We start from the raw sequence: 24982 nt of genomic DNA, 5'->3' as shown, positions 1-24982 counted from the left end.
CACGCCGCAGCGCGCTCACGACGCGACCCGGCGATGCCGGGTCGCGTCGGTGTCGCGTCAGCTCTCGGGGGGGCCGGCGTGATCGTTGCCGACCGGGTCGAGGAGGTATCCGCGGACGAACTCGTCGAAGGCGGCCGTCATGTCGACGGACGGGTCGAGCAGCCACTGCTGCTGCAGGCCGTCCATGACGGCGGAGATGAGCCGCGCCGCGTGGGCCGTGTCGATGTCGGCGCGGATCAGCCCGTCGCGCTGCGCGTCGGCCAGCACGTCGCGGGTGCCTGTGGCGTTCTCGGCGTACCGGCGCGCGAACTCCGCGTGAGCGGGATGGGCGGGGTCGGTCGCCTCGGCGGAGATCACGGTATAGAGCGAGGTGAGGCCGCGAGTCGTCTGGTTGTAGGCGACGACCTTGCGCACCTGCTCGAGCAGGGTGAGCTCGGAGACGTCGCCGGCGGCGGCCTGGACCCGCGCGTCACGCTGGCGAAGCACCTCGGTGAAGAGCTCCTCTTTGCCGGAGAAGTGGTGCATGAGCCCGGCCGGCGTGAGATCGACGCGCTTGGCGATCTCCCTCAGCGACCCGCTGTGGAATCCGCTGCGCCCGAAGACGACGAGCGCCGCGTCGACGATCTCCTGACGCTTCGCCTGGCCCTTCGCATAGCTTCCCCGTCGCGCCCGTCGCCCCGTGCGAGGGTCGGATGCCTCGCGCGCCGCGATCTCGGCTGTGGTGTCTCCCTCGCCCATGCCATGAATCTATCGCATGCGAAACAAAAACCTATCGCCTGCAAGGTTTTATGAGTATGGTGTGAGTCGACCGGGCGGGATTCGCCACGGACACCTGCAACAGACGAGAATCCGCTGGAAGGCGGACAGCGACCAATGGAGGCCGAACCGATGAATCGATGGAGATCACACCGACCCCTGCGACGGGTGGCGATGGCCGGCGCGGTCGTCGCCGCGAGCGCGATCGTGCTGACCGGCTGCGGGCGCGGTGACGGCGGAGGTGGAGGCGACGCCGAGAGCAAGGGCGCGATCAACGACGAGCCCGCCACGGGCACCGTCGAGATCTGGGCGATGGGCAACGAGGGCGAGCTGCTGAGCGAGCTCGCCGCCAAGTTCGAAGAGGAGAACCCCGACGTCACGATCGACGTCACCGCCGTGCCGTGGGACGGCGCGCACGATCGCATCGCGACCGCCATCGCCGGCGGCAAGACGCCCGACATCTCGATGCTCGGCACGACCTGGGTCGGCGAGTTCGGCGCGACCGGCGCATTCGAGCCGACGCCCGAGGGCCTCGTCGACGAGGGCGACTTCTTCGACGGCTCCTGGAACACCGCCGTCGTCGACGGCGTCGCCTACGGCGTGCCGTGGTACGTCGACACCCGCGTGCTCTACTACCGCACCGACCTGGCCGAAGCGGCCGGTGTCGAGGCGCCCGAGACGTGGGAGGAGCTCACCTCGTTCGTGACGGCGCTGCAGGGGCAGGGCGCGACCTCTGGGCTCTCGCTCCCGCCCGGCGGGTTCGACTCGTGGCAGTCGATCTCGCCGTTCGCCTGGCAGCAGGGCGGCGACATCCTCGACCCCGACGGCGAGACCTTCACCCTCGACAGCCCGGCATGGCAGGAGGCGTTCGAGTACTACGCGAGCTTCTTCGAGGAGGGCCTCGCCGAGCCGGTGCGCCTCGAGGGCGGCGAGCTCGAGCAGAAGTTCATCAGCGGCGAGCTGGGGGCGTTCTACAGTGGCCCGTGGCACACCGGCATCCTGCTCGACCAGGGCGGCCCCGAGTTCGCCGACAAGTTCGCCCTCTCAGTGGTGCCCGGCGCCGACAGCCGCACCAGCTTCACCGGCGGCGGCAACCTGGCGGTGTTCGATGAGGCCGCGAACCGGGATGCCGCGTGGAAGTTCGTGCGCTGGCTGACCGAGCCCGAGACCCAGGTCGCCTGGTACGAGATCGCGGCGGTCATGCCGAGCGTCGAGGCCGCGTGGGAGGCCGAGGCCTTCACCGACGACCCGTACCTCAGCGTTTTCGGCGAGCAGCTCCTCGATGCCAAGGCGCCGCCCGCGATCCCGACCTGGGCGCAGGTTTCGGCCGTCATCGACCAGGAACTCGAGAAGGTGACCCGCGGCGAGACGAGCGTCGAGGACGCGCTCGCCACCATGCAGTCGCAGGCCGAGTCGATCGGCACCGGCTTCTAGTCACATGGTCGCACTCACCCCGTCGGCTCCGACGCGCGCTCGCGCGTCGCGTCGGAGCCGACGCACCACCCTGATCGCCTGGGGCTTCGCCGCCCCATTCGTGATCCTCTTCCTCGTCTTCATGGCCGGCCCGATCGTGGCGTCGTTCTTCATGAGCTTCACCGACCTCACGACACGAGACCTGCAGACGCCGTTCAACGTGAACGTCGTCGGCTTCGAGAACTACGCGAAGCTCTTCGACGACCCACGGTTCCTCCGCTCGCTGCTGAACACCGCGGCGTTCGTGCTCGTCGGGGTCCCGCTCACGATGGCGCTCGCGCTCGCCGTGGCGCTCGCGCTGAACACGGGCATCTCGAAGTTCCGCACCGTCTTCCGGGTCGGCTACTACGCGCCGGTCGTGACGAGCATCGTCGCGATCGCGATCGTCTGGCGGTTCATCCTCCAGCCCGACGGCCTGCTCAACGCCTTCCTCGGCTGGTTCGGCATCACCGGCCCCGACTGGCTGCAGTCGACGACCTGGGCGCTGCCCTCGCTCATCCTCATGGCGGTGTGGCGCAACATCGGCACCCTCATGGTGATCTTCCTCGCCGGCCTCCAGGGCGTGCCGAAGGAGCACCACGAGGCCGCGATGGTCGACGGTGCGAACGCGTTCCAACGCTTCGGCAGCATCACGCTGCCGGCCATGCGCCCGACCCTGCTCTTCGCCGCCGTGATCACCGGCATCGGCTACCTGCAGTTCTTCGAGGAGCCGTTCGTCATGACGCGCGGCGGCCCGCTCGATTCGACCCTCTCGACGGCGATGTACACCTACAACCAGTTCGGCTTCGGCAACTACTCGTACGCCTCGGCCGCGAGTTACGTGCTGTTCCTCGCGATCGTGGTGCTCTCGCTCATCCAGTTCCGCTTCCTCGGAAGGAAGGACTGACATGACTCGCACTCGCACCCGCTGGTGGCTCTACGTCGTGCTCGTGCTCGGTCTGGTCGCGATGGTCATGCCGTTCGTGTGGATGATCCTCGGCTCGTTCAAGACCACCGCCGAGATCCGGCAGTACCCGACGAACTTCTGGCCGATCGATCCGACGCTCGACAACTACGCGCAGCTGTTCGGCCGGCTCGACTTCACGGCGTTCTTCACGAACAGCATCATCGTGGCGTTCTTCGTGACGGCCGGCAACATCGTGTTCTCGTCGATGGTGGGCTACGCGCTGGCGAAGCTCGAGTTCCGTGGCAAGAAGTTGCTGTTCGCGGTCGTGCTCTCGACCCTCATGGTGCCGGGCGTCGTCACCTTCGTGCCGCTGTTCGTGCTCACCGCGAACCTCGGCCTCGTGAACTCGTATCCGGGCCTGATCCTGCCGTTCCTGATCACGCCGCTCGGGGTCTTCCTCATGCGCCAGTTCATGCTGAGCCTGCCCGACGACATCATCGAGGCGGCCCGCATCGACGGGGCGGGGGAGTGGCGCATCTTCCTGCGGGTGATCATGCCGCTCTGCGGCCCCGCGGTCGCGACGCTCACGATCCTCACCTTCCTCGGCAGCTGGAACAACTTCCTCTGGCCGCTCGTCGTCGCGACGACCGAGGACAAGTACACCCTCCCGGTGGCGCTCGCGCTCTACTCGGTGGGCCAGAACGCGGCGCAGTACGGCCTCATGATGGCGGGCGCCGTCGTGGTCGTCGTTCCGGTGCTGCTCATATTCGTGGTGCTGCAGCGCTACTTCGTGCAGGGCATCGCCCTCACCGGAATCAAGTGACGGCTCCGGCCGGCAAGAAACAAGAAGCAAGGAGACCTGGATGGCAGACATCCGCTACCCCGACGGCTTTCTCTGGGGGGCCTCGACCGCCGCGCACCAGGTGGAGGGCAACAACATCAATTCAGACTGGTGGCAGCGCGAGCACGGGCACCTGTCCGGCGCGCCCGTCGAAGCACCGTCGGGAGACGCCGCCGACAGCTTCCACCGCTACCCCGAAGACATGGCGCTGCTGGCCGACGCCGGGCTCAACTCCTACCGGTTCAGCGTCGAGTGGGCACGCATCGAACCCGAAGAGGGCTTCGTCTCGCGGGCGATGATCGACCACTACCGGCGCATGGTCGACACCGCGCGCGAGCTCGGCCTCGAGCCCATGGTCACGCTCCACCACTTCACGAATCCGATCTGGTTCGCGAAGGCCGGTGGCTGGCTGACGGATGCCTCGGTCGATCGCTTCACCCGGTTCGTCGAGGCCGCACTCCCGGTGATCGTCGGCGTCGACCTCGTGTGCACCATCAACGAGCCGAACATGGTCTCGGTGCTCGCCGACCCCGAGGTCGGCTTCCCGTCGATCGGGCTGCCGCCGGGCGTGCCGCACGTGACCGACCGGCTGATCGCGGCGCACAAGCGCGCCGTCGAGCTCGTGCAGGGCATCGGCGGCAAGGCCGGCTGGTCGGTCGCCACGCAGGCGTATCAGCCGGAACCCGGGGCCGAGCAGGTCGCTGCCGACTACGGGCGCTCGCGCGAGGACGTGTTCCTCGACGCGGCATCCGGCGACGACTGGGTCGGGGTACAGGCGTACACGCGGACGAAGATCGGTGCCGAGGGTCCGCTCCCGATTCCCGAGGGCGCCGAGCGCACGCTTACCGGATGGGAGTACTACCCGCCGGCGATCGGCGACGGCATCCGCAACTCGTGGGCCCGCAACGGCCTTCCGGTCTACGTGACCGAGAACGGCATCGCGACCGCCGACGACGCCCGGCGCATCGACTACACGCGCGGGGCGCTCGAGACGATCGCCGCGTGCATGGCCGACGGCATCGACGTGCGCGGGTACCTGCACTGGAGCGCGCTCGACAACTACGAGTGGGGCAGTTTCCGGCCGACCTTCGGGCTCATCGGCTGGGATCCGCTGACCTTCGAACGGCGGCCGAAACCGAGCCTCGCCTGGCTGGGCGAGGTCGCGCGTTCGGGCAGGCTGATCGATGGGTGAGCCGCGCGGTAGCTCGGTTGCCTGCCCGTGTCGGCCTTTCGTCCGGCCAGTCCCAGCGCGTAGCCTCGGGGTCAGCGCCCGACGACGGTGATCGCGCCGTTCGAGGTCGAGAGATCGAGCAGGAACTCGCCGTCGGCGAGGTCGTCGATGTCGACGTCGATCGAACCGTTCGAAGTGTCGGTCTCGACCCGATAGCTTGCTTCGGCGGTCGGCACGGCGACGTCGATCGAACCGTTCGAGGTGCGCGCCTCGACGTCCTGCGGTGTCGCCAGGCGGAGCTCGATCGCGCCGTTCGAGGTCGAGGCGAACACGCCGCGGCCGCTCAGCCCGCGGCCCTCGATGCGTCCGTTGCTCGTCTTCGCCTCGATCTCTCCGGTGACGTCGTCGAGCTCGATCCGTCCGTTGCTCGTCTCGACGTTGACGTCGTCGACGCCGGTGAGGGTGATCGCTCCGTTCGAGGTCGCCCCGCTGACGTCCGCGCCGATCGGGACCTCGACCGTGTAGTCGACCGAGCAGTCGCGCCCGCATCCGCCGAGCACGAGCACCTCGCCGTGCATCTCGGTCGTCTCGCCGACCTCCCGATCGCCGCGATACGACACCGTGCGGGACACCGCGATCGACGAGGCGCCTTCGACGCCCTCGATCGTCACGCGACCCTCGGGGTGATCGATCTCGATCGACCGAACCGGCCCGTCGAGGGTGGCGTCGTCGCTGAACCGCTCGGTCGGCGCGAGCCAGGCGCATCCGCTCGTCGCCGCCGTGGCGGCGGCTGCGATCGCGACGATCGCGATCGTCCGGCCCGTGCGCGTCATTCGAGTCATGATGCTCCCCCTTGCGATCGGGTGCTTCCGCCCCCACGACCGATGCTAACCAGCCCTCCCGGCGCGGGAACGGGGGCTCACCCCCGGATCCGGTCGGGGGATGGCGACGGGGAGTAAGGTGACCCCCATGGGCAGTGTCACCGAACCTGCCCCGGGGGAGTACGGGCCACCGGAGCCGGGCGTGGGCGACGGTGGCGAGCGCGACACCCGGGGTGACCACGGATTCTTCGGGCAGCCGCGGCCGCTGGTCCACATCTTCGGCGTCGAGATGTGGGAGCGGTTCAGCTTCTACGGCATGCAGGGCATCCTGCTGCTCTACCTCTACTACTCGACCGCCGACGGCGGGCTCGGCATGGACCAGACCGCCGCAGCTGGCATCGTCGGCGCCTACGGCGGCACGGTCTACCTCTCGACGATCCTCGGCGCGTGGATCGCCGACCGGCTGCTCGGCAGCGAACGCGTGCTCTTCTACAGCGCGAGTGTCATCATGGCCGGGCACCTCGCCCTCGCGTTCCTCCCGGGGTTCTGGGGCGTCGGCGTCGGGCTCGTGCTCGTCGCCTTCGGCTCGGGCGGGCTGAAGGCGAACGCGACGAGCGTCGTCGGCACGCTGTATTCCGAGCATGACCCGCGCCGCGATGCCGGCTTCTCGATCTTCTACCTCGGCATCAACCTCGGCGCCTTCCTCGGGCCGATCCTCACGGGGCTCGCACAGACCACGCTCGGCTTCCACTGGGGGTTCGGGCTCGCCGCCCTCGGTATGGCGTTCGGACTCATCCAGTACTCGTTCGGCCGCAAGAAACTGCCGCCCGAGGCATCCGTGGTGCCCAACCCACTGCCGCGCGACCGCATCGGTCTCGTGATCGGCGTCGCGGTCGCAGCCGTCATCGTCATCGCGGTGCTCGTGCTCACCGGGCTCGTCACCGCGACGAACCTCGTGACCTGGGTGATCGGCGGAACGGTCGTCGCGGCCGTCGCGTACTTCATCGTGATCCTCGCGAGCCGGCACATCTCCACGACCGAGCGCAGCCGGGTGTACGCGTTCATTCCGCTGTTCATCGCGAGCGTCGCGTTCTGGTCGCTCTACCAGCAGCAGTTCACCGTGCTCACGATCTACTCAGACGAACAGCTGAACCGCGACCTGTTCGGCTGGACGATGCCGGTGTCGTGGGTGCAGTCGATCAACCCGATCTTCATCATCATCCTGTCGGGCGTTTTCGCCGCGATCTGGACGAAGCTCGGCGACCGGCAGCCGTCGACGCCGATCAAGTTCGCGCTCGGCACGGCGATCATGGGGCTCGCGTTCCTGCTGTTCCTGCCGTTCGCCGGTGGCGGCGAGGCCTCGACACCGCTGCTCTGGATGGTGCTGATCCTGTTCGTGTTCACCGTCGCCGAGCTGCTGCTCTCGCCCGTGGGGCTGTCGGTCGCGACGAAGCTCGCGCCGCAGCGGTTCCACACGCAGATGGTGGCGCTGTTCTTCCTCTCGGTCGCGCTCGGCACGGCGATCGCGGGCCTGCTCGCCGAGTTCTACACGGTCGTGAACCAGGCCACCTACTTCGGGGTGCTCGGCGGCATCGCGATCGTGCTCGGCGGCGCGCTCGCGCTCGGCAGCCGCGGCGTGCTGAAGCTCATGGCGGGCGTGCGCTGACCTCTTCGCGGGTCGAGATGGAGCGCGGCGACATCCCGAAACCCGGTTACGATTCTGGGGATGTCCCGACCGCTCGTGGTGATCCCCACGTACAACGAACGTGAGAACCTCGCCGCGATCGTGGCGAGGGTGCGCACGGCGGTTCCGGATGCCTCGGTGCTCGTCGTCGACGACGCCTCGCCCGACGGCACCGGGGCGATCGCCGACGAACTGGCGGCGGGCGACTCGGCGGTGCAGGTGCTGCACCGCCGAGGGAAAGAGGGCCTCGGCGCCGCCTACCTCGACGCCTTCGAGTGGGCGCTCGCGCAGGGGTTCGACCCCGTCGTGCAGCTCGACGCCGACGGGTCCCACCAGCCCGAACAGCTGCCGTCGCTGCTCGTCGCGCTCGCGGGCAGCGACCCCGCGGGCGAGCCCGTCGACCTCGTGATCGGCTCGCGCTGGGTGGCGGGCGGATCGATCGAGAACTGGCCCCGACGTCGGCAACTGCTCTCGCGCGGCGGCAGCGCGTACGCCCGCTGGGTGCTGCGGCTGCCGACCCGCGACGCGACCGCGGGGTACCGGGCGTTCCGCGCCGACGCGCTGCGACGCATCCGGCTGGAAGACGTGCACACGCGCGGGTATGGATTCCAGGTGGACATGCTGTGGCGTGCCCGCGAGGCGGGGCTCACCGTGGCCGAGGTGCCCGTCACCTTCGTCGAACGCGAGCGCGGGCGGTCGAAGATGAGCTTCGGCATCGTCGTCGAGGCGATGCTGCACGTCACCGCATGGGGCATCGCGAGCCGGTTCCGGCGCACCCCGCGCTGAGACGCCGTGTCGGTCGCGCGCAGCCGGGACTGTCGCGCGCAACAAGCGGCGCGCCGTGCTCAGCCGGCGAGCAGCGACGGCTCGGCGACCAGTCGTTCGCGCGCCTGACGGCGGGCCCCTGCGAACACGGCGCCCGGGCCGAGCCGGGCGGGAGCCAGCGTCGGGATCGCCTCGAGCGCACCGCCGCCGATGGTCGGCCGGTTCGCGCGGAACGCCGCATCGATGTCGCCGAGGAGGACGCCCCAGTAGCCGCCGACGATGACCGCTGACGGGTCGAGCGTCGGGACGACGAGCTGCAGTGCACGGCCGATCCAGTGCGCGGCGTCGAGCCACGACCAGCGCGCCCGGTCGTCGGCGGCCGCGACGCGCTCGACGAGTTCGGCGAGGGCGGCGGCGCGACCGCGGGCGGCGGCGTATTCGGTGAGGCCGGCGCGCTCGAGCACGAGCTCGGGGGCCGCGACCGTGGCGAGGCAGCCGAGCTGTCCGCAGGTGCAGCGTGCGCCGCCGGGCACGACCGGGAGGTGCGCGAAGGTGGCCGCGAGACCGTGGGCTCCCGTGAGCGGGCGACCGCCCGCGATCGCAGCGGCCGTCACCGAATCGTCGCCCGCGATGTAGAGCAGTTCGTCGATGCCGGGCAGCTCGGCGTGTTCGGCGGACGCGGCCGCCGCGGCCGCGCTCTGAAGGGTGATCGGGAGCGACAACCCGGGTTCGAGTTCGGCGAGCGTCGGGGCGAGGCTCCGCAGCGCCGCGAGCACGTCGACGGGTTCGCTGCCGATGCGTGCGTCGGCGATGACGACCGAGGGGCGCCCGACGACGGCGCCGTCGACGAGCACGGTGAGGTCGGCGACGGGGTGCTCCCCGCGCTGCGCCCTGGCCACGGCGCGGGTGAGCACGAGTGCGAGGAGCTCGAGCGGGTCGGCGAAGCCGCTGCCGGCATCGATCAGCGGTTCGACGAACCGGGCGATCTCGTCGCCGCCGAGCCCGGCGACGGTGGCGACGGCCTCGTCGGGAGTGAGCATCGCGGTGACGAGCACCCGGTCGGCGGCGGTCAGCGCGAGCGGTGCGGTGCGACCGTCGCCCGAGGCCGCCGTTCCGCCGGGGCGCAGCACGCCCGCGTCGAGCAGGCGCGAGGCGAGCCCGGCGATGGTGCCGCGCCCGAGGCCCGTCGCCGAGGCGAGTTCGGAGCGGGTCGCCGGCCCGTGGACGACGAGGTGGTCGAGCAGGCGGGCCGACTGCGCCCGGTGCACCTCGTCGAGCGGTCCGGTGGTGGTGGGTACGGAGGATTCGCCGGCCGCGGTCATGTCGTAAGCATGCTCGGCTCGGGACGTGCGGTCACGTACCCCGTTCGGGGGACACCTCGTATCGCGGGCACGGCCGATGCGCGGGCGAGGTTCACAGCAGCGGGCGGACGCTTGCAAAGCCGTCGTCCACCATGTGCGACGGGGTGTGGTAGACCCGGGTCGCGCGCGTGGCATCCGACCATCTCGGCCACCCGGCGCCCGGGTCGCCGCTCGCGATGAACGCGACCGCGGCGGCGTGCAGTTCGTCGGCGAGCGCCTGCGGCGGGTTCGGGCCGGCGAGCGGAACCATGGCCGGCCCGTCGAGGCAGTCGAAGAAGAACGGCACGTCGAGGCAGTGCTCGGCGAAGCCGAACGTGCCGCTCGGCCATGAGAAGCGGTAGAGCCAGGTGCCGGCGGCGACGGTGCGCCCGGCCGCGCCAACCGGGCCCGCACCGCCCACGTCTGCGGTGCCCGCGGCCGTCGCGCGGGCGGCGACCGTTCGCAGCATCGGCACCTTGAACATGCGGTCGGTGATGAGCCGGCCGAGCAGCCTGGCGTTGCCGTGCTTCGCGACCGCGCGGTTGGCCGCGAGGTAGTCGCGGGCGACCTGCTTCGACAGGCCCGACTTCTTCAGGAGCTTCGACTTCGGCACGAACCGCAGCAGCTTCGGCGCGTTCATGAGCGCCATCGCGAACTCGTCGTCGGTCGCCCCGAGTACGAGCGGCTTGTCGGCTCCGACGCCGGCCGTCAGCGAGCAGGTCGTCGGGCGTCGCAGCAGATCGCCGTCGATCGTCGGGCCGAGCGGCAGGCCGAGCTCGAGCATCTCGTTCATCGCGTCGGAGCCGCTGGGGGCGGTCGCCGTCTTCTGCGCCTCGAGCAGTCGCTCCTCGTCGACGGAGCGGAACCCCGCGAGGGTCGGCTCGACGCCGAGCTCGCCGGCCATCTTGCTTGCGAGCGCTTCGGCGCGCTCGGGTGCGACGTCGGCCGTCGCCCCCGAGATGGCGTAGACACCGTGGAAGAGGTGCTGCGCCGCCTCCATGCCGAGGAGCGTCAGCACGGCGCCGCCGCCCGCTGACTGGCCGGCGATCGTGACCCGCGAGGGGTCGCCGCCGAAGGCGGCGATGTTCTGCTGCACCCACTCGAGGGCGAGCAGCCAGTCGCGCACGCCGCGGTTCGACGGGGCATCCGCGATCCAGCCGAAGCCGTCGAAGCCGAGCCGGTACGAGATCGACACGGTGACGACGCCGTCGCGGTTGAAGTTGCGGCCGTCGTACCAGGGGCTCGCGGGGGAGCCCGCGAAGTAGCCGCCGCCGTGGATCCAGACGAGCACCGGCAGCGCCTCGGCCGTGCCCGGCGCGACCGTTCGGGGGTTCGGCGTGAAGACGTTCACGTTGAGCGTCGAGTCGCCCTCGATGCTCGGCTCGGGGATGAGCGTGACTCCCGGGTCGCCGCGCTGCGCCGTCGGTGCGAACTCGAGCGCGTCGCGCACCCCCGCCCACGGCGCCTTCGGCACGGGAGCGGCGAAGCGCAGCTCACCGACGGGCGCCTCGGCGAACGGGATGCCGAGGAACGCTGCCGAGCTCTCCGCACCGCGGCCTCCGGCCGCGTCGCCGGCGTGGCGCACGGTCGGGCGCCACCGGCCGCGCACGCGGCCCGCGAGGGTGTCGACCTCGACGAACGGGGATGCCGCCGAGGCATCCTGCTCGGTGCTCGTGCCGGGCTGGACGGGGGTGTGCGACATGTGTTGCTCCTAACGCACGCTCTTGATCGGGGCCACGGCGATCGCGGCGATGAAGACGAAGACCATGGCGAAGACGAACAGCATCGCGTACCCGCCGAGGGCGCTGATGATGAGGGCGGCGACCGCTGCGCTCATGGCCTGGGGGATGTTGGTGGCGATGTTCAGGATACCGAGGTCCTTGCCGGCGTCCTTGCCGCCGCCGGGCAGCACCTCGGTCATGAGTGCGGTGTCGACCGACATGTAGAACCCGAACCCGAAGCCGATGATGATGTTCATGATGAGCATGCCGGTCATGTCGGGCATGAAGAGCGGGAAGGCGAGGCTCGCGACCATGATCGCCGACGAGGCGTAGATGAACACCTTGCGCCGGCCGATCTTGTCGCTCCACCAGCCCGAGATCGTGACCGCGACGAGCGTCGGCACGAGCCCGGCGAGCGTCAGGGTCGCCTGCGCTCCCGCCGCGTCGGCGAGCGACATGCCGATGTAGTCGGTCAGGATGTAGAGCCCGTACGCCGTGACGACGAAGTAGCCGAGCATGAACAGGAATCGGGCCGTGAACGCCCAGGCGAAGTCGGGGTGCTTCTTCGGGCTCACCCAGAATCCGGCGAAGAACGCCCTCCAGCTCCACGGGGCGACCGCGGCCTCTTTCGACGACCAGTCGCGGTCGATGACGACGTAGGCGACGGTGACGACGATCACGATGACGCCGAACACCGAGTAGCCGACGCCGAAGTTCGTCGCGAACTGCCCGGCGAGCACGATGCCGAGCGTCGCACCGATCTGCATGCCGAGACCGAACATCGCGCTCGCGACGCCGCGCTTGTCGCGCGGGAAGCGGTCGGGGGTGATCGCAGACAGCGGACCCTGCACGGCGTTCAGCGAGACCTGGACGAGCACCCAGAAGATCGTGAGCCAGAGGATCGAGTCGAGGAAGCCCATGCCGAACAGCAGGACGCCGCCGATGAGCGCGCCGCCGACCATCCAGGGGGCACGGCGGCCGAGGCGTGAACGGGTGCGGTCGCTGATCGCGCCGACGATCGGCTGGGCGAAGAGCGTGAAGACGAACGAGACGGTCATGATGATGCCGAGGTTGGTGACCTTGTTCGCCTCGTCGATCATGGCGACCTGGATCGGAAGCAGGATGGCGATGAGACCGGCGTAGGTGGCGAACAGTGTGAGTGCCACGAGCAGGATGCCGGGCAGGGTGCGCTTGGTCGGCGGCGGGCTCTGCGGCGGTTCGCCCGGAACGGGCGCGGTGGCCGAGATGACACCGGTCGGTGCCACCTCCGTCGTGGGGTCGGGCAGGGGCGGTTGCAGTGACATGGGGCTCCTCATCGTCGAGACGTCCGTGGTCGTCGGGGAAGGTGCAGGCATGAATACCGAGTGGTGTTCGGCTTCAGTGTGACGCGAAGCGGGGTTAAATTCAAGTCTCGAACTATATCGGGACGCGCGTGCGCCGATGCAGGGTCGCGCGGCTCCGCGTCAGGCCCGGGCGAGTGTCGTGGGGTCGGCGAGCAGCCGCGCGATCGCGGCCCGTTCGGCGCCGATGAGCGCGGCGTCGCGCCCCAGCAGGCTCCCGACGATCGGAGGGGCCGTGAGGAAGGCCTGCTCGACGCTCGGCTGGATCTTCGCGAGCCGATCGCCCAGGTCGTCGGCGAGGGCCGCGAGGTAACCGCCGACGACGATGAGCGCGGGGTCGACCGTCAGGGTCACGATCTGGAGGGTGCGGGCGAGCTCGGCCGCACCGGCCTCCCAGGCGTCGACCGCGGCGGGCTCGCCCGCGCGGATTCGTCGCACGAACTCGTCGAGGGCTGCGGTCAGGCCGTCGTCTCGAGCGAGCTCCGACAGCCCTGCCCGCTCGAGCAGCACATCGGGCCCGGCGACCGTGACGAGGCACCCGTGCTGGCCGCACGCGCACGGCGCCCCGCCCGGAACGACGGGCAGGTGCCCGAGCGCGCCGGCCAGGTGATGGCTGCCGTCGAGCGGCAGGCCGGCGACGACGACCGCGCCGCCGATGCCCGAGTCGCTCTTGAGGTAGACGAGCTCGCTCGGCCGCCCGGCGGCCGCGTGCTCGGCGAGCGCCGCCACCTGCGTGTCGGCGACGAGGCGGGCACGGCCGGCCTGCATCAGCGACGCGAACCCCGGCGAGCGTTCGGCGAGCAGCGCGAGGAGGTCGACGGTGCCCCAGCCCAGGTCGGTGTCGGCGAGCACGATCGCCGGGTCGCCGCCGACGGGTGCCCAGACCACCGCGGAGACCTCGGCGATCTTGCGCTCGCCGACTTCGCCGACCACGGCGTCGAGCGCCTGCGCCGCCACGTCGAGCACCCGGGCGGGGTCGCCCATCGGTCGTCCGTGACGGCGTTCGACGCGAGCCAGCCGACGGCCGCCCAGCGTCGAGGCGACCGCCGCCGCATGGTCGGCGTCGATGAGCAGCGTGACGATCGCCAGGTGATCGGCCGAGAGCTCGAGCATCGTGCGCGGCCGGCCTTTGCCCTCGGCGGCGACCTGCACGGTCTCGCGCACGAGGCCATCGGCCTCGAGTCGCCGCACCAGCGCCGTCACCGAGCCGCGGGCGAGCCCGGTGGCATCGGCGAGGTCGCTGCGCGAGGCGACCCCGACTTCGGCGAGACGTGTCGCGATGAGCGCGAGGTTGTGCCGGCGCACGTCGGCGCTCGCGAGCGAGCTCATGGCGCGGCCGGCCGGCCGAGGATGCCGATGAATTCCTCGATGTGCGCCGCCATGTCGATCGACGGGTCCATGAGCCACTGGGTCTGCAGCCCGTCGGCGAGGGCGAGCAGCATCGTCGCCACGCGACCGGGGTCGAGTTCGGCGGGCAGGCCGCCCTCGCGCTGACGCTCGCGGATTCCCTCCGCGGCCATCTCTCGGAACGCCCTGAAACGCTCGTCGAAGAACGGACGGGCGGCGTGCTCGGGCTCGGTCGCCTCGGCCGACAGCCGTACGTAGAGCTGCACGAGCCCGGGCACGTCGATGTTGTGGCGGACGACCTCCACGAATCCGTCGAGCACGCCGAGCTCGTGGTCGGCGTGGGCCGCCGCGATCGTGTCGCGGTCGACCTCGTCGCGCTTGCGGAGGATCTCGGCGAACAGCTCCTCCTTCGAGGAGAAGTAGTGCAGGAGGCCCGCCTGGCTGAGGCCCACGGCCTCGGCGAGCTCGCGCACCGACGCGCGACCGTAGCCGTTTCGGGCGATGACCTCGAGCGCCGCGGTGAGGATCTCCTCCCGCTTCGCGATCCCCTTCGCGTACGAACCTCGTCGTGCCATGTCTGCAATGGTAGTTGCTTGCCAAGCAAAACCGAGTGGCGTATGGTTTTCGAACTCGGTCTCATCGGCGAGGCCGCTCGAGAAGGATCCCCCAGATGACAACGGCGTCAACCCCCGAACCCGCCACCGACCTCCGCCCCGACGAACCCGACGACGCGGCCGCCTTCATCGAAGCGGCCGCGGGCACCGACGACCCGCCTGCCCCGATCACGGGCGTCCGACGCCTGCTCGGCTGGATCATCCCCGCCAACCTCGGCATCTACATGATCTGGGGCGCCGTCCCCGGCCTCCTGCTGCCGGCGCAGATCGCCTCCCTCTTCGGCGAGGCCGACAAGGTCGCGAACCTCACGATCGTGGCGACGATCGGCGCGTTCTGCTCGATGCTCGCCCAGCCGATCGCGGGTCAGGTCTCCGACCGCACCCGCTCGCGGTTCGGCCGTCGCGCCCCGTGGATCATCATCGGCTCGCTCGCCGGCGGCCTCGCGCTGATCGGTCTCGCGTTCGCGAACAGCCTCGTCGGCGTCATCATCGCGTGGAGCCTCGTACAGATCGCGTACAACATCGCGCAGGGCCCGCTCAGTGCGGTCATGCCCGACCGCGTGCCCCGCAGCCGTCGCGGCACGTTCGCCGCGCTCTCGGGGATCGGCCTCATGGTCGGCGCGCTCGGCGGCCAGGTCGTCGGATCGATGTTCCTCGGCTCCATCGCCGCGGGCTACGTCACCTTCGCGGTGATCTCGCTCGTGGTCCTCAGCCTGTTCGTCGTCTTCAACCCCGACCACTCCTCGAAGGACCTCGAGCCCGAGCCCTTCAGGTTCGTCGACTTCCTCCGCACCTTCTGGGTGAACCCGGTCGAGCACCCCGACTTCTTCTGGGCGTTCACCGGGCGACTGCTGCTCTACACCGGCTACTTCGCGGTCACCGGCTTCCAGTTCTTCCTGCTGACCGACTACTTCGGCGTCGAGAAGCCCGGTGAGGTCATCCCGATGCTCGGGCTCATCAGCCTCGTCGGCATCCTGATCTCGACCATCGTCTCGGGTCCGCTGTCCGACCGGGTCGGTCGCCGCAAGCCCTTCGTCTTCGCGTCGTCGATCGTCACGGGTCTCGCGCTCGTCGTGCCGTGGATGTGGCCCGACCTCACCGCCTGGATGATCATGACGTTCATCTCGGGCATCGGCTTCGGCATGTTCCAGGCCGTCGACACCGCGCTCATGAGCGAGGTGCTGCCGTCGGCGAAGTCGTTCGCGAAGGACCTCGGCGTCGTGAACATCGCGGCGACCCTGCCGCAGACCCTCGCTCCGGGGGTCGCGGGCGCGATCGTGCTCACGCTCGGCTACGCCGCGCTGTTCCCCGTCGGCATCGTGCTCTCGGTGATCGGCGCGTTCGCGGTCTGGCCGATCAAGGCGGTGAAGTGATGGCGGATGCCACGGACACCACTGCTGCGTCGGCATCCGTGCCGCTCGGGGCCGAGGCCGGCGAGGCATCCCGCCAGACGCGGCCGCGCGCGCTGCTCGTGACCGGCATCGCGGGGCTCGTCGTCTTCGTCGCCTTCGCCTTCGCCTTCGCCGTCGCGCAGAACGTCGACGCGCCGTTCACCCAGCCGTTCGACGACGCCTGGCGCGCCCTCGTGGGGCTCGTGCCCGGCACCGGCGGCGAGGCCTGGGCGCTGCCGATGTTCTTCCAGTACCTCGGCGAACTGCCCGGCGCCGTCCTCACGATCCTCCTCATCCCGATCTGGCTGTTCGTGATCCGCCGCTGGCGGTCGGCGCTGTTCTTCATCACGGCCGAGCTCGGGGGCACGCTCCTCGTCTCCCAGCTCGTGAAGAACCTCGTCGACCGCCCCCGACCGGCCGACGACCTTGCGGCGGGTTTGTCCGGTCCGCTGTTCTCGGTCGACCACGGCTCGTTCCCCTCGGGGCACGCGGTGAGCGCGGGCATCCTGCTCGTCGCGGTCGCGGCGATCCTGCCCGCGGCGATGCGTCGCTGGTGGTGGATCGTCGGCGGCCTCATCGCGGTCGGCATGATCTGGCAGCGCACCCTCATCAACGCGCACTGGTTCTCCGACGCCGTCGTCGGCGTCATCGGGGGAGCGAGCGCGACCCTCATCGTCTGGTGGCTCTTCGCGACACTGCTCGCGAAGGACGACGGCAGACCCCTCTTCCGGCGCACGACCGTCGCGCCGGCGAACGAAGGAGCAACATGACCGACACCCTCGAACCGACCGCTGCCGACGCCACGACCTTCGCCGCGCGCGGCGCCGCCGAGATCGTGGCCGAGCTCACCCTCGAGGAGCAGGCGGCGCTCACGAGCGGCGCGAGCTTCTGGACGACGCAGGCCGTCGAGCGCGCCGGGATCCCGGCGATCGTGCTCACCGACGGCCCGCACGGGGTGCGACTGCAGAAGGGCAGCGCCGACCACCTCGGCATCGGCGACAGCGTGCCCGCGACGTGCTTCCCGCCCGCGGTCGCCCTCGGCTCGACGTTCGACCCCGAGCTGCTCGAGCGCGTCGGCCGCGCCCTCGGCGAGGAGGCCCGCGCCGAAGGCGTCGGCGTGCTGCTCGGCCCGGGCATCAACATCAAACGCTCGCCGCTGTGCGGGCGAAACTTCGAGTACCTCTCGGAGGATCCGATCGTGTCGGGTGTGCTCGGCAGCGCGCTCGTCACCGGCCTGCAGTCGCAGGGGGTCGGCGCCTCGCTCAAGCACTTCGCCGCGAACAACCAGGAGCACGACCGCATGAGCGCGTCGAGCGACGTCGACCCGCGGCCGCTCCGCGAGATCTACCTGCGCGGCTTCCAGCGGGTCGTCGAAGACGCCCAGCCGTGGACGGTCATGTGCTCGTACAACCGGCTCAACGGCGTCTACACGAGCGAGGACCCGTGGCTGCTGACCTCGGTGCTGCGCGAGGAGTGGGGCTTCGAGGGTCTCGTCGTGAGCGACTGGGGGGCCGTGAACGACCGTGTCGTCGGCCTGCCGGCCGGCCTCGACCTCGAGATGCCCTCGAACGACGGCCGCTCGGCGGCGAAGCTCGTCGCCGCCGTCGCCGACGGTTCGCTCGACGCGCAGGCGCTCGAGCTCGGCGCCCGCCGCGTCGTCGAACTCGTGCAGAAGGCGGTGGCCGGGGCTCGTTCGTCGTCGGTTGAGCCTGTCGAAACCTACGACGCCGACGCGCACCACGCCCTCGCCCGCGAGGCCGCGGGGCGCGGCGCCGTGCTGCTCAAGAACGACGACGCCATCCTGCCGCTCGCCGCCGAAACGCGGGTCGCCGTCATCGGCGAGTTCGCACGCACCCCGCGCTACCAGGGCGCCGGCTCCTCGCTCATCAATCCGACCCGCCTCGACAACGCGCTCGACGCCGTCATCGAGGTGGCGGGCGCCGAGCGGGTGTCGTTCGCGCCGGGCTTCATGATCGACGGTTCGGATGCCGCGGGGCTCGTCGAGCCCGCGGTGACCGCCGCCGCGGACGCCGACGTGGTGCTGCTCTTCCTCGGCCTGCCGGGTTCGTACGAGTCGGAGGGCTTCGACCGCGAGAACCTGCGGCTGCCGGTCGAGCAGCTCGCCCTGCTCGACGCCGTCGTGGCCGCCAATGCGAACGTCGTGGTCGTGCTCGCGGGCGGCGGCGTCGTCGAGCTGCCGTTCGCCGACGACGTGCCCGCGATCCTCGAGGGCTGGCTCGGCGGGCAGGCCGGCGGCAGCGCCATCGCCGACGTGCTCTACGGTGCCGTGAACCCCTCGGGCCGGCTCGCCGAGACCATCCCGCTGCGCCTCGAGGACACCCCCGCGTTCCTCGAGTTCCCGGGCGAGTTCGGGCATGTGCGTTACGGCGAGGGGCTCTTCGTCGGCTACCGCTGGTACGACGCCCGCGACGCCGCCGTGCGGTACCCCTTCGGGCACGGACTCTCGTACACGACGTTCGAGTACTCGGGGCTCGAGGTCGAGGCGGCGGGGCCCGGCGGGCCCGGTTCGGGGCTCGTCGTGCGCGTCACCGTGACGAACGCCGGTTCGCGCGCGGGCCGCGAGGTCGTGCAGGTGTACACGGGCCGCACGGCTTCGGCGGTGCAGCGTGCACCTCGCGAACTCAAGGGCTTCGCCTCGGTCGAGCTCGCCGCGGGCGAGTCGCGCGAGGTGGAGATCACGGTGCGCCGCGAGGATCTCGCCTACTGGGATCTCCGGGTCGACCGCTGGATCGTCGAGGGCGGCGAATACACGGTCGAGGTGGGATCGTCGAGCCGCGACGTGCGCCTGTCGGCCACGGCCGAGGTGGCCGGTGACACGGTGCGCCTCCCGCTCTCGCTCGGGTCGTCGATCGCCGAGGTGGCGGCCGACCCGATCGCCGGGCCGATCGTGATGCAGGCGATGGGGTCGTTCGCGGCCGGCATGGCCGACACCGACATCTTCGACGCCGACGGTCTCGAGAAGATGATGGCGTCGTTCCCGATCGGCAAGCTCGCCGGGTTCCCGGGAGTGCCGGTCACGCCCGACCAGATCCAGCAGCTCCTCGACGCGGCGAACGGCGCCGACGGCGCACGGTAGCTCGCCCTGCCCGGGCGGGCGGGCGTCGCTCTGCCCGGTCGTTTCGCCGCGCCGGAAGGGCAGGTGCGGCCTCGGCGGACTACGTCACTGATTCGTCGGTGGTATCAGTGACGTAGTCCGCGGCAGGCGTGTGTCCACCGGGGTGATACCAGAGGCGAATCAGTGACGTAGGTCCTGATAGGCGTGTCCGCTGGGAGTGATACCAGAGGCGAATCAGTGACGTAGTGCGTGACGGGTCGTGGTCACCGCGCGAGGATCGGCGTCGTTCGGACGGCGACGAGTCGGGTGCCGGGTGTGGGCGACCGCGAGGTCGCGCCGGAGGCGCCGGGACGCGAAGGGACGGGCGGCCGCAAGCCCGCGTCGAGCGAGTCGCCCCACTCCACGGGACGACAGACCACCCACGTCGTGCGCCGTTCGGCTCGGAATCGTCCTCGTCGTGGCATCCGCACGATGGGTGCTTCTCCCGATGCGGGACCGCCCCGCGCTCCGTACCTTCGGTGTCATGGATGTCGCCGTGATCGCCGGCGTCGTTTCGACCGGCCTCTTCGCCATGAGCTACCTGCCCATGCTGGTGAAGGCGGCGCGCACCAAGGACCTCTCGTCGTACAGCCTCGGCAACCTCGCCATCACGAATCTCGGCAACGTCGTGTACTCGGTCTACGTGTTCAGCCTGCCCTTCGGGCCCGTCTGGTTCCTGCACTCCTTCTACCTCGCCGCGTGCGGCCTCATGTTCGTGTGGTTCCTCCTCTGGGGCGGAACCCGGCGTCGGTTCGTCTCCCGCGGGACGACGAGGGGCGGGCTTGCCGCGACCAGGCACCGGGGGTAGCTTGACCGTATCCGGCGGGTGCACCGCGAGCTGCCGAGCCAGGTGCGCCGCCACGGAGGTGCCATGACGTCTGCACGCGCACTCGAACGCGGACTCGAGGCCTTCGCCGGGCAGCGGTGGCGCGAGGCCTTCGACGCGCTGACCGAGGCCGACGCGGATGCCGAGATCGAACTCGGTCCCGAGCAGATCTCGCAGCTCGCGACCGCGGCGATCCTCATCGGTGACGTGTCGGGAATCGAGACGGCGACCCGGGCGCACGAGGCGTTCCTGCGTCAGGGCGACGACGCGGCCGCCGCGCGGGCCGCGGTGTGGATCGGCATGCACCTGCAGGACGAGGGCGAGCTCGCGCGTGCGGGCGGCTGGATCGCGCGCGCCCAGCGCATCGTCGGGGCGGGCGGCGAGGCCGAGTCGGTCGGTGGATTGCTGCTCATTCCGCAGGGGCTCGGCGCCCTGTACGGCGGGGACCAGTCGACTGCCCGGGAGATGTTCAGCAGGTCCCTCGCGCTCGGCGAGCGCTTCGAGGATCGTGACGCGGTCGCTCTCGCGCGAATGGGGCTCGGCGAGATCGAGATCGCTCGCGGCGAGTCCGAAGCCGGATTCGCGCTCATCGACGAGGTGATGGTGGCGGTCACGGCCGGCGAACTCTCACCAGTGCCGTCGGGAATCGCCTATTGCGAGGTCATCGGGCTCTGTCAGGTCGCCTTCGACTTCAGCAGGGCGCGGGAATGGACGTTCGCCTTCGATCACTGGTGCCGTGCCCAACCCGACATGGTCGCATTCAGCGGGCAGTGCCACGCACAGCGCGCGGCGCTCTTTCGTCTGCATGGTGCCTGGCAGGACGCGTTCGAGGCGGCGACCGCGGCACTCGCGCGTGCGCGCCGCGGCAATCGCGACGCCTTCTACGGGGCGTGGTACGAGCAGGGCGAGATCCAGCGCCTGCGCGGCGAGGGCGCCGCGGCCGAGGAGTCGTACCGTCATGCGAGCGAGACGGGATACCCGCCCGAGCCCGGACTCGCGCTGCTCCGGTTGGCGCAGGGCAGGGCGCGCTCCGCGCAGTCGTTGATCCGTGAGGCGATGGTGGACGCCGATCCGGCCGACCGGCGGCGATTGCTTCCCGCGATGATCGAGATCTCGCTCGCGATGCACGACCTCGCCGCCGCCCGCCGGGCCGTCGACGAGCTGATCGCGACGCTCCCGGTCGCCCCGAAACCGATGCTCCGGGCCGTCGTCGACGCCGCCGAAGGTGCAGTGCTGCTCGAGGAGGGCGCTGCGCGAGACGCCCTCGAGCGGTTGCGCCGGGCGTGGGCGACCTGGCATGAACTCGACGTCCCCTACGAGGCCGCCCGATGCCGGGTGCTCGCGGCCCGGGCATGCCGCGCACTCGGCGACGAGGCATCCGCTTCGATGGAATTCGATGCTGCGCGTACCGCGTTCGCCGAACTCGGAGCGGCAGTCGACCTCACCCGGCTGGACGCGCTCGCTCGCTCGATCTCGAACGCCGCGTTCGGCCCACTGACCGCACGCGAGGTCGAGGTGGTGCGACTCGTCGCCGCCGGCAAGACGAATCGTGCGATCGCGAGCGAGCTCTACCTCAGCGAGAAGACCGTGGCGCACCATCTCAGCAACGTGTTCGTCAAGCTCGGCCTCGCCTCGCGGGCGGCGCTGACGGCCCACGCGTACGAGCACGCCCTGGTGTGAGACGCCGCCGGGGCCGTTTGCTCCCGCGTGCAGGATGGGGAATTCGTCCGATGCGGGCGGCGCTCGCGGCTTCTACGGTCATGCATACATCAATTCGCACCATCGCATGACGGAGGCCCGAAATGCGCACCGACAGCACCGACAGCACCGACAGCACCGACAGCACCGACAGCACCGACAGCACCGGCAGCACCGAGTTCGTCGACACCGTGATCATCGGCGGCGGGCAGGCGGGGCTCGCGATGGGGGCCGAACTGGCTCGCCAGGGGCGTCTCTTCGTCATCCTCGACGCAGCGCAGCGGGTGGGCGACTCCTGGCGACAGCGGTGGGACTCGCTGCGGCTGAACACGCCGGCCCGCTACGACGGCCTGCCGGGGATGCCCTTCCCCGGCGACCCGTTCGCGTTCCCCGCCAAAGACGAGCTCGCCGCGTTCCTCGAGGAATACGCCGCATCCCGGGGGCTCCCGGTGCGCAGCGGCGTGCGGGTGGACGGGCTGCGGCGCGACGGCGACCGCTTCGTGACCACCTCCGGCGCCAGCAGCTGGGAATCGCACAATGTCGTCGTCGCGACGGGCGGGTGTCAGGCGCCGAAGGTGCCCGGCCTCGCCGAGCGACTCGGCGACGAGATAGACCAATTGCATTCGAGCGACTACTGCAACCCGGCTCAGCTGCCCGCGGGCCCGGTGCTCGTCGTCGGGATCGGCAATTCCGGCGCCGAGATCGCCCGCGAGATCGCCGCGTCGCACGAGACCCTGATCGCGGGAAGGCCGAGCGCCCAGCCCCCGGTGCGTCCGAACCGCGCGAATGCACGTTTCTTCTACCCGGTGATCCGATTCGTGGGGCTGCACGTGCTGACGACGGCGAACCCGCTCGGTCGCAGGTCGGCCGTGAAGATGGCTGCCGCTCCGCTCATCCGCACCAAGGTCTCAGACCTCGTCGCCGCGGGCGTGCGAGTCGTTCCGCGTATCACCGGTGTGCGCGACGGGCGTCCGGCCTTCGCCGACGGCTCGTCGTGCGACGTGTCGAGCGTGATCTGGTGCACGGGGTACCGCAACGACTTCGGATGGATCGATCTGCCCGCCTTCGACGACAACGGCGAACCGCTGCATCACCGCGGCGTGGTCGAGGCCGTTCCGGGGCTGTACTTCATCGGCATCGAGTTCCTGTACGCGCTCTTCTCGGCGACGCTGCCCGGGATCGGCCGCGACGCGCGCCACCTCGCGAGGCGGATGCCGCGGCCGCAGCTCGCGCCGGTCGTGCTCGCAGAGGGCCGGGTTCGGGCGTGATCGTGCGCGCTCGCATCGGTGATTCGACGGAGCGGGCGGACACGACTCGTGTGCGGTGGGCCTGATCGACGGCGCGTGCGGGCCGCCGCAGCGGAGTGAACTACCGTTCGGGGGCATCGGCGGCGAAGGCGCGGGCGGCCGCAAGCCCCGCGTCGAGCGAGTCGCCGATGCGGGGGGTCGCGGCGAACACCCGGTCGCGGCCGATCACCACGCTCGCGCGGGTCGCGTCGAGCTGGGTCATCACGCGATCGCCGAGGCCGACGAGGATGAGCGCGCCGCCCGCGCGCCGCAGGCGCTCGGCGTAGTCGGTGACGACGCGGATGAACGTCGAGCCGAGTTCGTCGGTGCCGCGCATGCGGAGCACGACCACCGCGCGATCGCATCGTTCGGGGATCTCGGGCAGTTGACGGGCGAAGACCGGCGCGGCTGCGAAGAACAGGCTGCCGTAGGGGACGAGCACGACGACCTCGCCGGGTGCGAGCGTGGCGGGCGGGTCGGTTTCGGCCGGGTGCGGGCTCGAGTCGTCGTACACCCAGCGACGGATCACGACCCGGTTCGACTGCCGAGCCACGTGCAGCACGACCGCCAGGCCCACGCCGACGAGCACGGCGTACTGGAGCGGCACGATGAGCGTGAGCACGAAGGTGACCGCGACGACACTCGACTGGATCGGGCCCGTCCGCCACACCATGACGAGGTCGTGCGGCTTGAACGTTCGCACGCCGACGAGGATCAGGAGTCCGGCGAGGGCGGGCATCGCGACCGAGCCGATGAGGCCGCCGAGCGTGAGGATGCCGATGATCATGACGACAGCGGCGACCAGGTTGCCGAGCGCGCTGCGGGCGCCTGCCGAGCGCACGATGGCCGTCGCCGACATCGACCCGCCCACCGGCAGGCCCTGGAAGAGCCCGCTCGTGAGATTCGCGATGCCCTGACCGCGGAAGTCGGCCGAGGCATCGGGGAAGCGGCCGTCGGGATTCGCGATCCCGCTCGAGATCGCGGCGCCCTGCACGAGTCCGACGAGCGCGAGCGAGAGCGCGGGCACGGCGAGCTCGAGCACGAGCGCGAGGTCTGGCAGCCCGGGCAGGGGCAGCGAGTTCGGCACCTCGGTGAGGTCGCCGACGAGTGCGACTTCGCCGAACCACGGGATGAGCGGGAGGGCGGAGGCGACGACCACCGCGACGACCATCGCGAGCGCGCCGAGGAAGGTGCGCTCGAGCAGCAGGATGACGCCGACCGTGATCGCGCCCACGATCACGCTGGGCCAGTGCAGGGCGGTGAGATGGAAGACGGTGTCGAAGGTCCGGGTGAGACGATTCGCCCCCTCGGCGTCGTAGCCCGTGAGGTTCGTCAGCTGGCCGAGCACGATGTTCACGGCGACGGCGTTCATGAAGCCGACGAGCACGGCCGTCGGAATGAAGCGCACGAGCGAGCCGAGGTTGGCGAGCCCGAGTGCGAGCATCACGACGCCGGTGAGCATCGCGAGCGTGGCGATGGCGACGCCCTGGTCATCGGCGCCGACGACCGCCGGCACATCGGCGATCATCACGGACATCGCCCCGGTGGCCTGCACCGACATGAAGACCGAGCCCGTGGCGAGCGCCCCGCCCAGCGTGCCGAACAGATAGCCGTAGAGGCCGTAGACCGGGTTCACCCCCGCGAGGACGCCCGAAGCGAGGCCGTCGGGGATGCTCTCGACGCCGAGGACGAGGCCGGCGCGGGCGTCGGCGAGCACCGTGCACCGCGTGCCGAATCGGGCGAGGTATCGGCGCAGCCAGCCGGGAACGCGGCGGCGCGTCGCAGGCTCGACGCGTGCCTCGGGCGCCGCGGGCGTCGTGCCCTCGGGCTCGGCGGCGGGGTCCTCCGACCCCGTCCCGCCCGTGGCATCCGACATACGAACCTCCCCGCCTCATCGTAGGCGGGGG

At 70.7% G+C, this 24982-nt stretch carries 20 protein-coding genes; 12 read left to right on the top strand and 8 right to left on the bottom strand.

The genetic code is table 11. From position 1 onward, the window contains the following. Positions 1 to 57: 57 nt before the first annotated feature. Positions 58 to 738 (bottom strand): TetR/AcrR family transcriptional regulator, encoded by a 681-nt coding sequence (locus tag H516_RS19485; RefSeq protein ID WP_022889573.1) that lies wholly within the window; start codon positions 736 to 738, stop codon positions 58 to 60. Positions 739 to 930: 192 nt separating this feature from the next. Here H516_RS19485 and H516_RS0109950 point away from each other — a divergent pair, with 192 nt between their 5' ends. From H516_RS0109950 to H516_RS0109935, 4 genes are read left to right on the top strand one after another with little or no spacing between them, the layout of a single operon-like run. Further along, positions 931 to 2190 carry a sugar ABC transporter substrate-binding protein gene (locus tag H516_RS0109950; protein WP_022889572.1) on the top strand — a complete coding sequence of 420 codons (1260 nt, stop codon included), beginning with the start codon at positions 931 to 933 and terminating at the stop codon, positions 2188 to 2190. Between the two features lie 4 nt (positions 2191 to 2194). Continuing rightward, on the top strand, positions 2195 to 3115 hold the full coding sequence (locus H516_RS0109945; RefSeq protein WP_022889571.1) for a carbohydrate ABC transporter permease: 921 nt from the start codon (positions 2195 to 2197) through the stop codon (positions 3113 to 3115). Position 3116: 1 nt separating this feature from the next. Beyond that, the gene (locus H516_RS0109940) at positions 3117 to 3938 is read left to right on the top strand and encodes a carbohydrate ABC transporter permease (RefSeq protein WP_022889570.1); all 822 of its coding nucleotides are present in this window, start codon (positions 3117 to 3119) and stop codon (positions 3936 to 3938) included. Positions 3939 to 3978: 40 nt separating this feature from the next. Next, entirely contained in the window at positions 3979 to 5148 is a 1170-nt protein-coding gene (locus H516_RS0109935; RefSeq protein ID WP_022889569.1) for a glycoside hydrolase family 1 protein, read from the top strand. A 71-nt stretch (positions 5149 to 5219) separates the two neighbouring features. Here H516_RS0109935 and H516_RS0109930 read toward each other — a convergent pair whose 3' ends face one another. After that, entirely contained in the window at positions 5220 to 5969 is a 750-nt protein-coding gene (locus H516_RS0109930) for a DUF4097 family beta strand repeat-containing protein (protein WP_084620601.1), read from the bottom strand. Between the two features lie 127 nt (positions 5970 to 6096). Between H516_RS0109930 and H516_RS0109925 the strand changes: the two genes are divergently transcribed. Both H516_RS0109925 and H516_RS0109920 read left to right on the top strand, forming a co-directional pair. Then, the gene (locus H516_RS0109925) at positions 6097 to 7614 is read left to right on the top strand and encodes a peptide MFS transporter (RefSeq protein ID WP_084620599.1); all 1518 of its coding nucleotides are present in this window, start codon (positions 6097 to 6099) and stop codon (positions 7612 to 7614) included. Between the two features lie 60 nt (positions 7615 to 7674). Continuing rightward, positions 7675 to 8418, top strand: coding sequence for a polyprenol monophosphomannose synthase (locus tag H516_RS0109920; RefSeq protein WP_022889566.1), 744 nt, complete (start codon positions 7675 to 7677; stop codon positions 8416 to 8418). Positions 8419 to 8477: 59 nt separating this feature from the next. Here the strand turns inward: H516_RS0109920 and H516_RS0109915 are convergent, their stop codons facing one another. The 5 genes from H516_RS0109915 to H516_RS0109895 all read right to left on the bottom strand — a co-directional run bounded on the left by H516_RS0109915 (position 8478) and on the right by H516_RS0109895 (position 14720). Continuing rightward, the gene (locus H516_RS0109915; RefSeq protein ID WP_022889565.1) at positions 8478 to 9719 is read right to left on the bottom strand and encodes an ROK family transcriptional regulator; all 1242 of its coding nucleotides are present in this window, start codon (positions 9717 to 9719) and stop codon (positions 8478 to 8480) included. A 91-nt stretch (positions 9720 to 9810) separates the two neighbouring features. Beyond that, the gene (locus H516_RS19480; RefSeq protein ID WP_022889564.1) at positions 9811 to 11439 is read right to left on the bottom strand and encodes a carboxylesterase/lipase family protein; all 1629 of its coding nucleotides are present in this window, start codon (positions 11437 to 11439) and stop codon (positions 9811 to 9813) included. Between the two features lie 9 nt (positions 11440 to 11448). Continuing rightward, positions 11449 to 12762, bottom strand: a complete 1314-nt coding sequence (locus H516_RS0109905) for an MFS transporter (RefSeq protein ID WP_022889563.1) — start codon at positions 12760 to 12762, stop codon at positions 11449 to 11451. Positions 12763 to 12921: 159 nt separating this feature from the next. Beyond that, positions 12922 to 14127 (bottom strand): ROK family transcriptional regulator, encoded by a 1206-nt coding sequence (locus H516_RS0109900; protein WP_022889562.1) that lies wholly within the window; start codon positions 14125 to 14127, stop codon positions 12922 to 12924. After that, entirely contained in the window at positions 14124 to 14720 is a 597-nt protein-coding gene (locus H516_RS0109895; RefSeq protein WP_022889561.1) for a TetR/AcrR family transcriptional regulator, read from the bottom strand. The genes H516_RS0109900 and H516_RS0109895 overlap by 4 nt, the downstream gene beginning before the upstream one ends. A 95-nt stretch (positions 14721 to 14815) precedes the next feature. Between H516_RS0109895 and H516_RS0109890 the strand changes: the two genes are divergently transcribed. The 6 genes from H516_RS0109890 to H516_RS0109860 all read left to right on the top strand — a co-directional run bounded on the left by H516_RS0109890 (position 14816) and on the right by H516_RS0109860 (position 23057). Beyond that, positions 14816 to 16132, top strand: coding sequence for an MFS transporter (locus H516_RS0109890; protein WP_022889560.1), 1317 nt, complete (start codon positions 14816 to 14818; stop codon positions 16130 to 16132). Next, entirely contained in the window at positions 16132 to 16920 is a 789-nt protein-coding gene (locus tag H516_RS21335; RefSeq protein ID WP_022889559.1) for a phosphatase PAP2 family protein, read from the top strand. The genes H516_RS0109890 and H516_RS21335 overlap by 1 nt, the downstream gene beginning before the upstream one ends. Further along, positions 16917 to 19247: a glycoside hydrolase family 3 C-terminal domain-containing protein gene (locus H516_RS0109880; RefSeq protein ID WP_022889558.1), complete on the top strand. Its 2331-nt coding sequence runs from the start codon at positions 16917 to 16919 to the stop codon at positions 19245 to 19247. Before H516_RS21335 ends, H516_RS0109880 begins: the two co-directional genes overlap by 4 nt. A gap of 502 nt (positions 19248 to 19749) precedes the next feature. Continuing rightward, positions 19750 to 20073, top strand: coding sequence for a hypothetical protein (locus tag H516_RS19470; RefSeq protein WP_022889556.1), 324 nt, complete (start codon positions 19750 to 19752; stop codon positions 20071 to 20073). A 63-nt stretch (positions 20074 to 20136) separates the two neighbouring features. Further along, complete coding sequence (locus H516_RS0109865) at positions 20137 to 21771, top strand: helix-turn-helix transcriptional regulator (protein WP_026378641.1); 1635 nt, start codon at positions 20137 to 20139, stop codon at positions 21769 to 21771. A 122-nt stretch (positions 21772 to 21893) separates the two neighbouring features. After that, entirely contained in the window at positions 21894 to 23057 is a 1164-nt protein-coding gene (locus tag H516_RS0109860; RefSeq protein ID WP_022889554.1) for a flavin-containing monooxygenase, read from the top strand. Between the two features lie 100 nt (positions 23058 to 23157). On the opposite strand, the gene H516_RS0109855 is transcribed toward H516_RS0109860, so the two are convergent. After that, a complete protein-coding gene (locus H516_RS0109855) occupies positions 23158 to 24951 on the bottom strand; it encodes a SulP family inorganic anion transporter (RefSeq protein WP_022889553.1) in 1794 nt (597 codons plus the stop codon). Between the last annotated feature and the right edge of the window lie 31 nt (positions 24952 to 24982).

This window comes from Agromyces italicus DSM 16388, assembly GCF_000421545.1.
Taxonomy (GTDB): Bacteria; Actinomycetota; Actinomycetes; order Actinomycetales; family Microbacteriaceae; genus Agromyces; species Agromyces italicus.
This window is presented reverse-complemented; position numbering and strand designations above follow the sequence as displayed.

Bases quoted from the DNA above. Each gene is read 5' to 3' on its own strand.
- H516_RS19485 (WP_022889573.1), bottom strand. From the start codon at position 738: ATGGGCGAGGGAGACACCACAGCCGAGATCGCGGCGCGCGAGGCATCC.
- H516_RS0109945 (WP_022889571.1), top strand. From the start codon at position 2,195: ATGGTCGCACTCACCCCGTCGGCTCCGACGCGCGCTCGCGCGTCGCGT.
- H516_RS0109925 (WP_084620599.1), top strand. From the start codon at position 6,097: ATGGGCAGTGTCACCGAACCTGCCCCGGGGGAGTACGGGCCACCGGAG.
- H516_RS0109855 (WP_022889553.1), bottom strand. From the start codon at position 24,951: ATGTCGGATGCCACGGGCGGGACGGGGTCGGAGGACCCCGCCGCCGAG.
- H516_RS19470 (WP_022889556.1), top strand. From the start codon at position 19,750: ATGGATGTCGCCGTGATCGCCGGCGTCGTTTCGACCGGCCTCTTCGCC.
- H516_RS0109865 (WP_026378641.1), top strand. From the start codon at position 20,137: ATGACGTCTGCACGCGCACTCGAACGCGGACTCGAGGCCTTCGCCGGG.
- H516_RS0109940 (WP_022889570.1), top strand. From the start codon at position 3,117: ATGACTCGCACTCGCACCCGCTGGTGGCTCTACGTCGTGCTCGTGCTC.
- H516_RS0109905 (WP_022889563.1), bottom strand. From the start codon at position 12,762: ATGTCACTGCAACCGCCCCTGCCCGACCCCACGACGGAGGTGGCACCG.
- H516_RS0109920 (WP_022889566.1), top strand. From the start codon at position 7,675: ATGTCCCGACCGCTCGTGGTGATCCCCACGTACAACGAACGTGAGAAC.
- H516_RS0109950 (WP_022889572.1), top strand. From the start codon at position 931: ATGGCCGGCGCGGTCGTCGCCGCGAGCGCGATCGTGCTGACCGGCTGC.
- H516_RS0109880 (WP_022889558.1), top strand. From the start codon at position 16,917: ATGACCGACACCCTCGAACCGACCGCTGCCGACGCCACGACCTTCGCC.
- H516_RS0109900 (WP_022889562.1), bottom strand. From the start codon at position 14,127: ATGAGCTCGCTCGCGAGCGCCGACGTGCGCCGGCACAACCTCGCGCTC.
- H516_RS0109860 (WP_022889554.1), top strand. From the start codon at position 21,894: ATGCGCACCGACAGCACCGACAGCACCGACAGCACCGACAGCACCGAC.
- H516_RS0109895 (WP_022889561.1), bottom strand. From the start codon at position 14,720: ATGGCACGACGAGGTTCGTACGCGAAGGGGATCGCGAAGCGGGAGGAG.
- H516_RS0109930 (WP_084620601.1), bottom strand. From the start codon at position 5,969: ATGACTCGAATGACGCGCACGGGCCGGACGATCGCGATCGTCGCGATC.
- H516_RS0109890 (WP_022889560.1), top strand. From the start codon at position 14,816: ATGACAACGGCGTCAACCCCCGAACCCGCCACCGACCTCCGCCCCGAC.
- H516_RS19480 (WP_022889564.1), bottom strand. From the start codon at position 11,439: ATGTCGCACACCCCCGTCCAGCCCGGCACGAGCACCGAGCAGGATGCC.
- H516_RS21335 (WP_022889559.1), top strand. From the start codon at position 16,132: ATGGCGGATGCCACGGACACCACTGCTGCGTCGGCATCCGTGCCGCTC.
- H516_RS0109915 (WP_022889565.1), bottom strand. From the start codon at position 9,719: ATGACCGCGGCCGGCGAATCCTCCGTACCCACCACCACCGGACCGCTC.
- H516_RS0109935 (WP_022889569.1), top strand. From the start codon at position 3,979: ATGGCAGACATCCGCTACCCCGACGGCTTTCTCTGGGGGGCCTCGACC.